Source organism: Citrobacter sp. L55 (assembly GCF_002850715.1).
Taxonomy (GTDB): domain Bacteria; phylum Pseudomonadota; class Gammaproteobacteria; order Enterobacterales; family Enterobacteriaceae; genus Citrobacter; species Citrobacter braakii.
In genome coordinates this window covers 17,505-29,759 of record NZ_KZ559401.1, presented here as the reverse complement: position 1 = coordinate 29,759, position 12,255 = coordinate 17,505, and the positions used below count along the sequence as shown (strand labels likewise).

Annotated in this window: 15 protein-coding genes; 5 read left to right on the top strand and 10 right to left on the bottom strand. The window is 53.5% G+C overall.

The window, feature by feature from the left end; translation table 11 throughout:
* Positions 1-97 precede the first annotated feature (97 nt).
* Positions 98-529, bottom strand: a complete 432-nt coding sequence (locus tag B9P82_RS07545) for a carboxymuconolactone decarboxylase family protein (protein ID WP_016154147.1) — start codon at positions 527-529, stop codon at positions 98-100.
* Between the two features lie 90 nt (positions 530-619).
* On the opposite strand from B9P82_RS07545, the gene B9P82_RS07540 reads away from it, so the two are divergent.
* Together B9P82_RS07540 and B9P82_RS07535 are read left to right on the top strand one after the other, a co-directional pair.
* Positions 620-1,954, top strand: coding sequence for a MocR-like pyridoxine biosynthesis transcription factor PdxR (locus tag B9P82_RS07540; protein ID WP_047499466.1), 1,335 nt, complete (start codon positions 620-622; stop codon positions 1,952-1,954).
* Between the two features lie 124 nt (positions 1,955-2,078).
* Positions 2,079-2,429: a DUF2002 family protein gene (locus tag B9P82_RS07535; protein WP_016154145.1), complete on the top strand. Its 351-nt coding sequence runs from the start codon at positions 2,079-2,081 to the stop codon at positions 2,427-2,429.
* 36 nt (positions 2,430-2,465) lie between these two features.
* Here B9P82_RS07535 and alaE read toward each other — a convergent pair whose 3' ends face one another.
* Positions 2,466-2,915, bottom strand: a complete 450-nt coding sequence (gene alaE, locus B9P82_RS07530; protein ID WP_016154144.1) for an L-alanine exporter AlaE — start codon at positions 2,913-2,915, stop codon at positions 2,466-2,468.
* A 557-nt stretch (positions 2,916-3,472) separates the two neighbouring features.
* Between alaE and stpA the strand changes: the two genes are divergently transcribed.
* Entirely contained in the window at positions 3,473-3,874 is a 402-nt protein-coding gene (gene stpA, locus B9P82_RS07525; RefSeq protein ID WP_019077523.1) for a DNA-binding protein StpA, read from the top strand.
* Positions 3,875-3,910: 36 nt separating this feature from the next.
* Here the strand turns inward: stpA and B9P82_RS07520 are convergent, their stop codons facing one another.
* The 3 genes from B9P82_RS07520 to B9P82_RS07510 form a co-directional block, all read right to left on the bottom strand.
* On the bottom strand, positions 3,911-4,090 hold the full coding sequence (locus B9P82_RS07520; protein WP_016154141.1) for a hypothetical protein: 180 nt from the start codon (positions 4,088-4,090) through the stop codon (positions 3,911-3,913).
* Positions 4,091-4,170: 80 nt separating this feature from the next.
* Positions 4,171-4,698 carry a rhodanese family protein gene (locus B9P82_RS07515; protein WP_047414789.1) on the bottom strand — a complete coding sequence of 176 codons (528 nt, stop codon included), beginning with the start codon at positions 4,696-4,698 and terminating at the stop codon, positions 4,171-4,173.
* Between the two features lie 9 nt (positions 4,699-4,707).
* A complete protein-coding gene (locus tag B9P82_RS07510) occupies positions 4,708-5,007 on the bottom strand; it encodes an ArsR/SmtB family transcription factor (RefSeq protein WP_016154139.1) in 300 nt (99 codons plus the stop codon).
* 184 nt (positions 5,008-5,191) lie between these two features.
* On the opposite strand from B9P82_RS07510, the gene B9P82_RS07505 reads away from it, so the two are divergent.
* Positions 5,192-5,350: a YqaE/Pmp3 family membrane protein gene (locus tag B9P82_RS07505; RefSeq protein WP_003037242.1), complete on the top strand. Its 159-nt coding sequence runs from the start codon at positions 5,192-5,194 to the stop codon at positions 5,348-5,350.
* 96 nt (positions 5,351-5,446) lie between these two features.
* Positions 5,447-5,896: a peptidoglycan-binding protein LysM gene (gene lysM, locus B9P82_RS07500; RefSeq protein WP_016154138.1), complete on the top strand. Its 450-nt coding sequence runs from the start codon at positions 5,447-5,449 to the stop codon at positions 5,894-5,896.
* 12 nt (positions 5,897-5,908) lie between these two features.
* Here lysM and csiR read toward each other — a convergent pair whose 3' ends face one another.
* From csiR to lhgO, 5 genes are all read right to left on the bottom strand, one after another.
* Positions 5,909-6,595, bottom strand: a complete 687-nt coding sequence (gene csiR, locus B9P82_RS07495; RefSeq protein ID WP_016157292.1) for a DNA-binding transcriptional regulator CsiR — start codon at positions 6,593-6,595, stop codon at positions 5,909-5,911.
* Positions 6,596-6,640: 45 nt separating this feature from the next.
* Positions 6,641-8,041: a GABA permease gene (gabP, locus tag B9P82_RS07490; RefSeq protein ID WP_016154136.1), complete on the bottom strand. Its 1,401-nt coding sequence runs from the start codon at positions 8,039-8,041 to the stop codon at positions 6,641-6,643.
* A 153-nt stretch (positions 8,042-8,194) separates the two neighbouring features.
* The gene (gene gabT, locus B9P82_RS07485; RefSeq protein ID WP_101700153.1) at positions 8,195-9,478 is read right to left on the bottom strand and encodes a 4-aminobutyrate--2-oxoglutarate transaminase; all 1,284 of its coding nucleotides are present in this window, start codon (positions 9,476-9,478) and stop codon (positions 8,195-8,197) included.
* 25 nt (positions 9,479-9,503) lie between these two features.
* A complete protein-coding gene (gabD, locus tag B9P82_RS07480) occupies positions 9,504-10,952 on the bottom strand; it encodes an NADP-dependent succinate-semialdehyde dehydrogenase (RefSeq protein ID WP_016154134.1) in 1,449 nt (482 codons plus the stop codon).
* Positions 10,953-10,975: 23 nt separating this feature from the next.
* Entirely contained in the window at positions 10,976-12,244 is a 1,269-nt protein-coding gene (lhgO, locus tag B9P82_RS07475) for an L-2-hydroxyglutarate oxidase (RefSeq protein WP_016157289.1), read from the bottom strand.
* Positions 12,245-12,255: the final 11 nt, after the last annotated feature.

Sequence of the window (12,255 nt, the reverse complement as noted above, 5' to 3'; positions counted from 1 at the left end):
ATTGATGAGGGCCTGGGTGATGAGCGTGACGGAGGAAGTGATAGAAACTATGGCAGGTTGCCGGATGGCGTTTATGTCGCCATCCGGCAGCGCAGAATCACATGCGCATCCCTACCGCCAGACGGTTAAAGCAGTTCATCAGGCTAATAGCAAACGTCAGATCGCTAATCTCTTTCGCGCTAAAATGGTCGAGCAGCGGCAGATAAACGTCATCTTCGGCATGGGTGCTGGCTATATGGGTGACGGATTCGGCCCACGCCAGTGCCGCACGCTCCTGCTCGCTGAAGTGATGACTCACCCGCCAGCCTGCCAGCGCGTCCAGTTTGGCCTGCGCAACACCGGATTTGCGCAGCGCCTTACTGTGCATTTCCAGGCAAAAGGCGCAGCCGTTGATTTGCGAGACTCGCAGGTAAATCAGTTCCGTCAGCGTAGGTTCCAGCGCGCAGTTTTCCAGCGCTTTGCTGGCCTGAACCAAAGCGTTATAGATTTCAGGACTGAGTTCATAATAGGGCTGGCGTAACATTGTCATGGTATTTCTCCTCGTTTGGATGACCCGCAATGTAGCACTATAATGGACTGCTACAGAGAGCCATATTGTTGCCAAAAAAGCAGACCATAAATGCCACGCTATCAGCAAATCGCCCGTCAGTTAAAAAACGCCATTGAGAAAGGTGAACTAAAGCCAGGCACAAGATTGCCCTCCAGTCGGACCTGGGCCCAGGAGCTGGGGGTATCACGTTCGACGGTGGAAAATGCCTATGCAGATCTGGTGGCGCAGGGCTGGCTCGCGCGACGCGGGCAGGCAGGAACATTTGTCAGTGAGCAACTGCGACCGGAAAACGCACCTGTGTCTCCCGCTATCTTCGCCGGAGAAAACCCCAGGCCGCAGCCTTTTCAGATGGGATTACCCGCACTCGATCTCTTCCCGCGGGACGTCTGGGCGCGGGTGATGGGGCGGCGTTTACGCACCCAAACGCGTTTTGACCTGGCCGTGGGTGATGTTTGCGGCGAACGGGTGTTACGTCAGGCGATTGTCGATTACCTGCGCGTCTCACGCAGTATTGAGTGCCAGCCGGAGCAGATTTTTATTACTTCAGGCTACGCTGCATCAATGACGTTAATCCTGCGCGCTCTGTCTCAACCCGGTGAGGGGATGTGGGTCGAAGATCCTGGCTTTCCGTTGATTCACCCCGTGGTGGCTCAGGAGCGCATTGAGCTGATGCCGGTGGCAGTTGATGCCGATGGCCTGGATGTCTGCGCTGGGATCCGTGACTACCCGCAGGCGCGTTTTGTGCTGCTCACACCCGCACACCAAAGTCCGCTGGGCGTCGCCCTGTCATTAGACCGTCGCCACCAACTGCTTGAATGGGCGACTCGGGCGCAGGCGTGGATCATTGAAGATGATTACGACAGTGAATTTCGCTACCACGGTAAACCGTTGCCGCCGCTAAAAAGTCTGGATGCACCCCAGCGGGTGATTTATGCCGGAACGTTCAGCAAATCGATGTTTCCGGCTTTGCGCACGGCATGGCTGGTGGTACCCCTGACTCAGGTCGAACATTTTCGTCAGCAGGCGGCGCTAACGGCCTGTAGCGTTCCAGTTTTATGGCAGCAAACGCTGGCGGATTTTATGCAAGATGGCCACTTCTGGCGGCACTTAAAACGTATGCGCCAGAATTATGCCCTGCGACGTCAATGGATGGAAAACGCGCTGAGCGAACAAGGATTTAACGTCATTCCTCAGGAAGGTGGGATTCAGCTGGTGATAACTGTCGACGGAGATGATGTTGCGCTAGTGCGCAAAGCGAATCAGGCCGGGCTGGCGGTTCAGGCGTTAAGCCGCTGGCGAATAACTTCAGCAGGAAAGGGGGGAATATTGCTGTCGTTTACCAACATCAGCTCGGTGGAAATGGCGCAGCAGGCGGCGTATCAATTGCGGATGGCGCTGACATAAATCTGCGCGGTTCTTAAGATATTCGTCCCACCATCGCCACTCGTTTATGGACTTTTCTGAAAGCGTTGCTAATGCTGAATCAGGTAAGGTAAGCCCGCAGTAAAAAAGATAACGAGGAAAATATATGTATTTACGACCTGATGAGGTGGCGCGCGTACTTGAAAAAGTGGGCTTTACCGTCGATGTAGTGACGCAAAAAACGTACGGCTATCGTCGTGGCGAAAATTATGTGTACGTTAACCGTGAAGCACGTATGGGACGTACCGCATTAGTTATCCATCCCACGCTAAAAGAGCGCAGCTCTTCGCTGGCGGAACCTGCGACGGATATTAAAACCTGCGATCACTACCAGCAATTCCCGCTATATTTAGCCGGAGAGACTCACGAACATTATGGTATTCCGCACGGCTTCAGTTCGCGAATTGCGCTTGAGCGTTATCTGAGTGGGTTGTTTGGCGACGTTAGTTCAAACTAATAATGCGACTGGCAGGGCCAGTCGCGAAGAGATCTGTCAGGCTTTAGCCTGGTGATAGCTGCTGACCTTAAACAGGCGGCGGCAATAATCAAGAAAGTAGCCATAGACCGCGCCCATCAGCATTGATACCACGATGTTCGAACTTACTGCAGCCGTAATCTGGTGCCAGTCTGCGCCAACCGTCAATAGAATAATCACATACACTGGTGACTGGAAGGTGACATAAGCCAGCACGTCCGCCAGGTTTTTCCCCCATCCTGCTTGCGTGGCTTTACGCGCCGCGCGCATAAACAAATCGCGATACATGCCGTATGGCCACGCGATCAGGATGTTGACGGGGATAGCCACCAGTCTGGAGTACAGAGACTGTTCAAAGCTCATTCCTGAAAGGAATATTTCGATCAACATGTTCACGACAGAACAATAAACAACCATCGCGAACGTGTCTGCTACTGCATGACGCAAGCGTGACTGCGGAGAGAACATGTTAATGCTCCTTGTAAAAAGGGAAAAAAAGGTTTTGAATACCTTCTTGCTAGTGATTTGTCTTGCTGCTTTCGCGTTTGAATAGGATATCTGCCTGGATAATAACTAGCAACTAGCTTAAAATTTTTATTTATTACCTTTTTGTCGATAAAATGCTCTGCAATGGTTTGTTTTTTGTTCGTTTTGGTGTTTTCGTTGCTGATTTAATTAAAGGCATTTTAGATCAATGGGTTATGGGAATTTGTTTTTCTGAATTTTTTGCGCTCCTTTTCTCAATGTTGACTAATGTGCAATATGTATACGCACCGGCTCCGCGCGATGTTGTGGCCTGTTTCTCGAGTGATACCCTGAGACTCCTTGCAAGTATATTTATAGCGACTAGCAGAGGAATGGAATATATCGCATAGGCGATATCAAAATGGATGCGATAAATACACGAATTAGCTTTTTTGATTAGTAATATGCGAATAAATTAGACTGGAAATATAATAAGCAGTTGCATACAATATTTAGGGTAATACCGTTTTTATGTTTTACGTTAAAGAGGTTTTGTTAATATGAGTTCAATGTTAAAAAACTTAAATAATATCCGCTCGCTGCGTGCAATGGCTCGTGAATTTTCCGTTGATGTGCTGGAAGATATGCTGGAAAAATTCAGGGTAGTGACCAAAGAACGCCGCGATGAAGAAGAACAACTACAGCGCCAACGTGCAGAACAGCAGGAAAAAATTAATACTTTGCTGGCGCTGATGCAGGCAGACGGGATCAATCCGGAAGAGCTACTGAGCATGACGCCTGCGACGGCACGTTCAGTTAAAAAACGTCAGCCGCGCCCGGCGAAATATCGTTTTACCGATCTCAATGGCGAAACAAAAACATGGACCGGACAGGGTCGCACACCGAAGCCAATTGCCCAGGCACTGGCTGCCGGTAAATCTCTTGATGACTTTTTGATCTGATTATTAATGCGGTGAGGGCGACCTCACCGCTTATTTTCAGCAAACGCCAAAATCACCCTCTTCGGTATATCGCGTCACGTCAGCTGCTTTTAGCGTGAATTTTTCGCCGCTTTCATTACTGGCGTGTACCGCCACAATGTGATCGCCATTGACTTCGACAACTTTCAGTTTAGGTCCACCCATGCGTGGTTGAACCAGATCGCCAGGTTTAAACATATTGCTCTCCTTTATTTATCGCAGAACTCACCATAGATCACGTCAATCAGCGGGTACAGTGCAGTTTCAATGATTACCGCTTAATGAGTACGTCGGTTCCAGGGCATGATATCCAGCAATCGCGCCATGCCGCAAAAGCCGGTCACGCCAGCGAGTATTAGCCCGGCGCCCACAAAACCGCTCAGCAGGAAGAAGGTGCTGCTAACGGTGTAGCCCAGAATGACGCCGAGTAAGGCAAGGCTGCCTGCGGCTATCTGCACCTGGCGCATCAGCGGTAACGGTTGTGAACGGTCTTTTGCCACCGGAAAACCTGCGGCTTTCCAGCCGTCAATGCCACCTTCCAGCAACCAGACCTGCGCAGGCGCGGCAATAGCGTTCAGTTTTGTCGCCGCGTTTTGTGTACGTTTGCCTGACTGGCAGTGAAAAATCACCTGCCCGGCGCGTAAATTCGCAGGCAGCGATCCCTGCTCTAGCGTAGGTAATGGCGCCAGATGCGCCTCCGGAATATGCTCGTACAGATACTCGTCAGCATCGCGGATATCAATCAGTTTTGCGCCTTGTGCGACCAGCGTCTGCGCCTCGCGCGGGGAAATCGTCCCAATGGTCATGATGGCTCCTTATGGGCAATACAGTGTTTTTAATGTGGCGATCAGTGAATTCACGGCCGCATTTTTGATGGAGTACAGGATGCGCTGGGCATCGCGTTGGCTGTCTATCAGGCCCTCTTCACGCATACGCGCCAGATGCTGCGAAGTGGCGGAAGGACTCAGGCCGGTAACACGGGCTAATTCGCCCGCGCTGGTACCGGGTGAGCCGCAGAGCATGCACAAAATCAGCAACCTTTTCGGGTTACTCATCGCTTTTAGCAGGGCGGCAGCCTGCTCAGCGCTGGCCTGGAGTTGTTCAAGTTCAGTCATATGTATTTAAGCATGTTCTAAATTAAGCTTATTCTAAAATAAACGGTCAACGTACGCCAGCGTAAAGAGCGTAAAGGAGGGTAAAACAGCAGGGGAAGGCTGGCAGAGTTAGGTACACTGACTATGCTTAGAGATAAAATCTCTTTTTAAACAATGAGTAACTTTTTGCTTGTATGGAGTGTGTATGGGTTTCTGGAGAATCGTTTTTACTATTATTCTGCCCCCGCTTGGCGTGCTGCTGGGGAAGGGGTTCGGCTGGGCATTTATCCTCAATATTGTTCTGACGCTGCTGGGCTACATCCCGGGTCTGATCCACGCCTTCTGGATACAAACGCGTAACTAATTACCTTTCTACTACGGCGCTCTGGCGCCGTTTTCTTTGCGCTCCTTTCTCCTCTGCTACACTTCCTGGTGTTGATTGTTAACTACCGAGGTGGATATGGGACTCTTTAATTTTGTAAAAGATGCGGGTGAAAAACTGTGGGATGCGGTTACTGGCAACCATGACACTGCCGATCTGGCAAAAAAGGTACAGGAACACCTGAACAAAACGGGCATCCCGGATGCGGATAAAGTGAACGTCCAAATTAACGAAGGTAAAGCCACCGTTTCTGGCGATGGATTAAGTCAGGAAGCGAAAGAAAAAATCCTGATTGCGATTGGTAATATCTCTGGTATTGCCAGCGTCGACGATCAGGTAAAAACTTCTGCGCCGGCGAGTGAAAGCCAGTTTTATACCGTAAAATCAGGAGATACCCTGAGCGCTATTGCCAAACAGGTATACGGTAACGCCAACCTGTATAACCAGATATTTGAAGCGAATAAACCGATGCTGAAAAGCCCGGATAAAATTTATCCAGGGCAGGTTTTGCGTATTCCAGAACAATAAGAAAGTTCAGGCTTATTGCGCCAGCAATTTGCCGGACATCGCTTGTTGAATAATCGGAATGGGCGTCAGCAGGTGCTGGCGCATTAATTCGCTGGCACGTGCAGCATCGCGTGCCAGAATTGCTTCGGTCAGCGTTTGGTGCTGATCGTGTTTATCTTCCAACATCTCCACCGACAGCACCGTCTTTCGCAGCCAGATAAACCGGTAGCGCGCCGCCAAATCGAATAGCCGTTCGCGCATTTGCAGCAGATACTGTGAACCGCAGCCAGCGACAATTGCCGAGTGAAAAGCCTGATGGCGCTGATCCCACTCGTCGAGCATCTGTTCACTGGCGTCAACGGCTTCAAGCTTGCCGAGCATATGCGCCCGCGCCAGGATTTCAGCTTCCCAGGCGTCGCCGCCGCGTTCAATGGCCAGCGCGACCAGCATGGCTTCCATATTTGCGCGGGCATCGAAAATATCGAGCAACTCCTGTTCGGACATTGGGGCGACACGATACCCTTTCTGATTGACCACCGTGACCAGCCGCTCGGCAACCAACTGCGAAAGCGCTTCGCGTAGCGGTCCCACGCCAAGCTCATAGCGTGAGGTCAGCAGGCTCATACGCAGTTTTTCATCAGGCTGATACACACCGCGGATGATGTCGTTTTTCAGCCAGCGGTATCCATCAATGGCCGTCGGTTGGGGAATGGCGGTCATGGTCTTACTCCTGAACGGTTTTCCCGGCCTGCGCCGGGAAAAGGTTTAATGCGTATTTTGCAACGGTGCTTTTTGCCACGATAGCAGTTTTTTCCAGCGTGACATAATAGGCACGGTGCAAATAATTCCTATGGCTAACAACCCGGTAGAGATAACTTCCAGTTGTTGAGCCGGGCGAAAGAGCATCACCACCAGCACAAAGATAATAAAGGCGATTACCAGCCAGGTAAGCCACGGATAGAGCCACATTTTCAGTTTAATTTCACCGCCTCGCGCCAGCAGGATTTTGCGCATCCGCAGTTGGGAAATTGCAATCACCAGATAAACCAGCAGGGCGATGGCACCGGAGCTGTCGATCAGGAATTTGAACACCTTGGCCGGGGCGTAATAGTTGACCACCACGGTGAGGAACGCGGCACCCGTAGACAGCAACACCGCCACATAAGGCGTTTTACTCCGGTTCGTTTTACCCATAAAGGCGGGAGCATCGCCACGACGGCTCAGGGAGTAAAGCATACGCGAGGACGTATACAGCGCGGAGTTCAGACAACTGGTTACCGACAGCAATATGACACAGTCCATGATCAGCTTCGCGTGTGGGATATGCAGTAACTCCAGCACCGAGCGGTAAGAACCCACCTCTTTCAGTCCCGGCATGTTCCACGGAATCAGCGCGACGACCACGAAAATAGAGCACAGATAGAAGATGGAGATACGCCAGATAACCGAGTTGGTGGCGCGGACGATGTGCTTATCCGGGGTATCGGACTCGGCGGCGGCGATGGTAACAATCTCTGCGCCCATAAAGGAGAACATGGTGATTAGCATCGCGCTGATCACCGCGCCAAAGCCGTTGGGCATGAAGCCGCCCTGATCCCACAGACGCGAAACTCCGCTGACCTCGGCATAGGGATAGAAACCGCTAATCGCCACCGCGCCGAGAGTGATAAACGCCAGAATGGCAATCACTTTGCACAGCGCCAGCCAGAACTCGAACTCACCGTAATTTTTGACGCTCAGCAAATTACTGCCGGTTAATGCCAACGTGATAACCAGAGAAAACAGCCAGATAGGAATGCCTGGAACCCAGGAGTGCAGAATGATGGCGGCAATATTCGCTTCCAGCGGGATAACCAACACCCAGAACCACCAGTACAGCCAGCCGATGGTATAACCCGCCCACGGCCCGATGGCCTTATCGGCGTAGGTGGAAAAGGAACCGGTATCCGGGGTGGCAACGGCCATTTCGGCCAGCATGCGCATAATCATCACCACCAGCAATCCGGCGAACAGATAGGCCAGTAATACTGCGGGACCGGCTTCTGCAATCGCCACGCTTGAACCCACAAACAAACTTGCGCCGATAACCCCGGCAATAGACAGCATGGTGACGTGGCGTGATTTCAGCCCGCCCCCTAAATCATGTGATTGTGACACTTGCCCCATCTTTTAAACCTCTCGAAAGTATTTCACTTGGGAGAGCACCCCGGCATTCCCGCGCCGGGGCACGCGTATTTATTGTTATTGACCCTGTCTGCCGGATGGCGGCTCCGCCTTATCCGGCCTGAGGATTGCGTTTTTTATTGGTCGAATGCGGTGTTAACCCTGCTTCGCTTCGGCAAAACACTGAGCGATAATGTCCAGCCCCTGGCGGATTTGGGCATCTTCAATGGTCAGTGGGACAAGAATGCGCAGTACGTTGTAGTAAGGTCCGCAGGAGAGCAGGATCAGCCCTTTATCGCGCGCACGCGCGACGATTTCCGCAGTCAGTTTGGCGTCTGGTTTCGTGTGATCGCCGTCTTCAAACAGTTCGATTGCGATCATCGCTCCCAGCCCGCGTACATCGCCAATCTCGCGGTGGGTTTCCGCGATAGCCAGCAGGCCTTCGCGCAGGGTTTGACCCAGCTCGTTGGCTTTTTGCAGCAGATTTTCCTGTTCGAAAATATTCAGTACCGCCAGTGCGGCGGCGCAGGCAATCGGGTTACCGGCATAGGTACCGCCCAGACCGCCCGGTGGGATTGCGTCCATGACTTCGGCGCGCCCGGTCACTCCCGCCAGCGGGAAGCCACCGGCGATAGATTTGGCGAAGGTGGTGAGATCGGGCGCAACGCCCATCTGCTCCATAGCGAACAGCGTACCGGTACGGCCCGCGCCGCTCTGTACTTCATCGGCAATCAGCATGATGCCGTGCTCGTCACAAATGGCGCGCAGACGTTGCATAAAAGCAGGAGAGGCGGCGTAAAAACCACCTTCGCCCTGGACGGGCTCAATCACGATGGCGGCAACGTCTTCCGGAGCGGCATCATTTTTGAAGATACGGTGAATGCTGGCGATAGCATCGTCTTCACTGATGCCGTGCAGCGGGCAAGGATAAAGCGCACGGTACACGTGGCCCGGCATCAGTCCCATTCCTGCAGAGTACGGGTTTACTTTCCCGGTCAGCGACAGGGTGTAGTGGGTTCGACCGTGGTAAGCGCCGCTGAAGGCGATAGTGCCGGTTCGTTTGGTGGCGGCGCGGGCGATTTTCACCGCGTTTTCCACCGCTTCCGAGCCGGTTGTCACCAGCAGGGTTTTTTTGGCGAAATCGCCCGGCACTTTCTTATTCATGATTTCGCACAGCTCCAGGTACGGCTCATAGGCCAGCACCTGGAAACAGGTATGGGACAGCTTTTTCAACTGTGCTTCTACCGCAGAGACGATCTGCGGGTGCAGGTGGCCGGTGTTCAGCACCGCAATACCGCCAGCAAAATCGAGGAATTCACGGCCTTCAACGTCCCAGACTCGACAGTTTTCTGCACGCTCGGCAAAAATAGGGTGGATTTGTCCTACGCCACGGGGAACGGCGTTGCTGCGACGTTGCATAAGTTCTTTGTTGGTGCTCATCAGGTGTTCTCCAGTATTTATTTTATTAAAGGCCGATGCACATATATTTGATTTCTAAGTAGTCTTCGATGCCGTATTTCGATCCTTCACGGCCAAGACCGGAGGCTTTAATTCCCCCAAACGGGGCGACTTCGTTGGAGATAATGCCGGTGTTAATCCCGACAATGCCGTATTCCAGCGCTTCGCCAACGCGAAAGACGCGGCTCAAATCACGGGCGTAGAAATAGGCGGCCAGACCAAACTCGGTGTCATTGGCCTGAGCGATGACGTCAGCCTCGTCCTTAAACCGGAACAGCGGAGCCAGCGGGCCGAACGTCTCTTCTTTGGCGACCTTCGCGTTGTCAGGCACATCCACCAAAATGGTGGGCTGGAAGAAGTTGCCGCCGAGTGCGTGAGGTTTGCCGCCCGCGATAATGCGCGCGCCTTTATCCAGAGCATCGGCGATGTGTTCCTGCACTTTGGCTACCGCTTTCTCGTCGATCAGCGGCCCGGTGGTGACGTCAGGTTGCAGACCATCACCGAGGTGCAGTTTGCTCACTGCCTGCTGGAGTTTTTCGGCAAAACGGTCATACACGCCGTCCTGCACGTACAGGCGGTTGGCGCAGACACAGGTTTGGCCTGCGTTACGGAACTTCGATGCCAGTGCGCCTTCCACGGCTTTATCAAGATCGGCATCGTCAAAGACGATAAACGGCGCATTGCCGCCCAGCTCCAGCGACACTTTTTTGATGTCTTTGGCGCACTGCTGCATTAACTGACGGCCAATTTCGGTTGAGCCGGTAAATGACAGCTTGCGTACCAGCGGGTTGCCGGTCAGCTCGTTGCCGACCGCGCTCGCTGAACCGGTCACCACGCTGAAAACGCCTGCCGGGATCCCGGCGCGATTGGCAAGCTCTGCCAGCGCCAGTGCGGAGTAGGGGGTCTGGCTGGCCGGTTTAAGCACCATTGTGCAACCAGCCGCCAGCGCCGGACCGGCTTTGCGGGTAATCATCGCCGCGGGGAAGTTCCACGGTGTAATCGCGGCGGTAACGCCGATCGGCTGTTTGATGACGATTAGGCGTTTGTCGGCCTGGTGGCCGGGGATCGTATCGCCATAGATACGTTTGCCCTCTTCGGCAAACCACTCAATAAAGGAAGCGGCATAGGTGATTTCACCTTTGGCTTCTGCCAGCGGTTTACCCTGTTCCAGGGTCATCAGACGGGCGAGATCGTCCTGATGCTCAATCATCAGGTTGAACCAGCGGCGCAGGATGTTGGCCCGCTCTTTGGCGGTCAGCGCACGCCAGGCGGGCAGGGCGCGGTTAGCGGCGTTAATTGCTTCGCGGGTTTCATCCGCCCCCATTTTCGGTACGCTACCTAATTGCTGACCGTTGGCGGGGTTGGTCACCGCGATGGTCTCGCCGCTGTTGGCGTCACGCCAGTTGCCGTCGATCAGTGCCTGCTGGCGAAATAAGGTTGGATCGTTAAGTTGCATAATTGCGTCCTGTCTTAATCGTTTTAACGGGTGAATGCGGCGTGTAATGTTTCCACGCTACGTGCCGCACGCAGCGTGCGTCCGGGATTACTCTGGTTCTCCAGCAGCGCATGAACTTTGCTGACAATATGCGCGCCGATAGGGATCGCCGACGTTGCTGCCGGAGAAGGCGCGTTACAGGTGTGAATTGAGCGTGGTGTGGTGACAAACAGGAAATCGTCGATTAGCTTGCCGTCCGGCGACACAGCCTGTGCCCGCACGCCTGCAGGCCAGGGCTGCAGATCCTTGAGCGTCAGACTCGGGCAGTACTTTTGTACCAGCCGCAGATAACCGCTTTTGCACAGCGAATTCTTCATTTCGCCAAGTCCTGAGCGCAGGTTGTTTTGCAGCACGCGACGAATGCCGGAAGAGCTGAGGATCTCCAGCGTATCGCTGAGCGAGAAGTCGCGTTTACGGTAGCCTTCACGTTTAAATGCCAGTACCGCGTTGGGGCCCACGGTGACGCTGCCGTCAATCATCCGGGTCAGATGAACGCCGAGAAACGGCATCGCCGGGTCGGGGATGGGGTAGATCAGATGGTTGACTATCTGGTTATGTTCTGACGCCAGACGGAAATATTCGCCACGGAACGGACAGATGATAAAGCCGGGTTCAACGCCGAGCATTTTCACTAGTCGGTCCGCCATCAGGCCAGAGCAGCTAATCAGCGTCGCTCCCTCAAATTCCTGACCCTGACGGGTATGTACGACAACGCCCGCAGCGTGCTCTTTTAGCGCGCTGACCTCAGCGTTGTAGATAATCTCACCGCCTTTGGCCTGAAATATCTTCGCCATCGCGGCGGTCACTTCGCGGTAGCTGACGATCCCGCTCGACGGAACAAAAATACCGCCCAGCCCGGTGATGTTGGGTTCACGCTCGCGAAGCTCCTGCGCATTCAGCCATTCGCGCTCAAGGCCGTTAGCGGCGGTGCGATCCCACAGCGCGCGCATGCGCTCCATTTCCAGTTCGGAGGTGGCAACCAGCATTTTTCCGCAGACGTCGTAGCGGATGCCGTTTTGGTCGCAAAAGGCTTTTGTGGCGCGATTTCCGGCCAGGCAAAACTGCGCCTTCAGGCTGCCGGGAGTGTAATAGACCCCGGCATGAATTACGCCGCTGTTGTGGCCCGTCTGATGACAGGCCGGGCCGGACTCTTTTTCCAGCAGCGCGATTCTGGCGTCCGGATAGACATCAATCAGCTGCATGGCGGTCGACATGCCGATGATGCCGCCGCCAATAATCACAAAATCATACATCCGCTTTATTC

Excerpts from the sequence above, each read along its gene's own strand:
- B9P82_RS07545 (WP_016154147.1), bottom strand. The coding sequence starts at position 529 with ATGACAATGTTACGCCAGCCCTATTATGAACTCAGTCCTGAAATCTAT.
- B9P82_RS07540 (WP_047499466.1), top strand. The coding sequence starts at position 620 with ATGCCACGCTATCAGCAAATCGCCCGTCAGTTAAAAAACGCCATTGAG.
- B9P82_RS07535 (WP_016154145.1), top strand. The coding sequence starts at position 2,079 with ATGTATTTACGACCTGATGAGGTGGCGCGCGTACTTGAAAAAGTGGGC.
- alaE (WP_016154144.1), bottom strand. The coding sequence starts at position 2,915 with ATGTTCTCTCCGCAGTCACGCTTGCGTCATGCAGTAGCAGACACGTTC.
- stpA (WP_019077523.1), top strand. The coding sequence starts at position 3,473 with ATGAGTTCAATGTTAAAAAACTTAAATAATATCCGCTCGCTGCGTGCA.
- B9P82_RS07520 (WP_016154141.1), bottom strand. The coding sequence starts at position 4,090 with ATGTTTAAACCTGGCGATCTGGTTCAACCACGCATGGGTGGACCTAAA.
- B9P82_RS07515 (WP_047414789.1), bottom strand. The coding sequence starts at position 4,698 with ATGACCATTGGGACGATTTCCCCGCGCGAGGCGCAGACGCTGGTCGCA.
- B9P82_RS07510 (WP_016154139.1), bottom strand. The coding sequence starts at position 5,007 with ATGACTGAACTTGAACAACTCCAGGCCAGCGCTGAGCAGGCTGCCGCC.
- B9P82_RS07505 (WP_003037242.1), top strand. The coding sequence starts at position 5,192 with ATGGGTTTCTGGAGAATCGTTTTTACTATTATTCTGCCCCCGCTTGGC.
- lysM (WP_016154138.1), top strand. The coding sequence starts at position 5,447 with ATGGGACTCTTTAATTTTGTAAAAGATGCGGGTGAAAAACTGTGGGAT.
- csiR (WP_016157292.1), bottom strand. The coding sequence starts at position 6,595 with ATGACCGCCATTCCCCAACCGACGGCCATTGATGGATACCGCTGGCTG.
- gabP (WP_016154136.1), bottom strand. The coding sequence starts at position 8,041 with ATGGGGCAAGTGTCACAATCACATGATTTAGGGGGCGGGCTGAAATCA.
- gabT (WP_101700153.1), bottom strand. The coding sequence starts at position 9,478 with ATGAGCACCAACAAAGAACTTATGCAACGTCGCAGCAACGCCGTTCCC.
- gabD (WP_016154134.1), bottom strand. The coding sequence starts at position 10,952 with ATGCAACTTAACGATCCAACCTTATTTCGCCAGCAGGCACTGATCGAC.
- lhgO (WP_016157289.1), bottom strand. The coding sequence starts at position 12,244 with ATGTATGATTTTGTGATTATTGGCGGCGGCATCATCGGCATGTCGACC.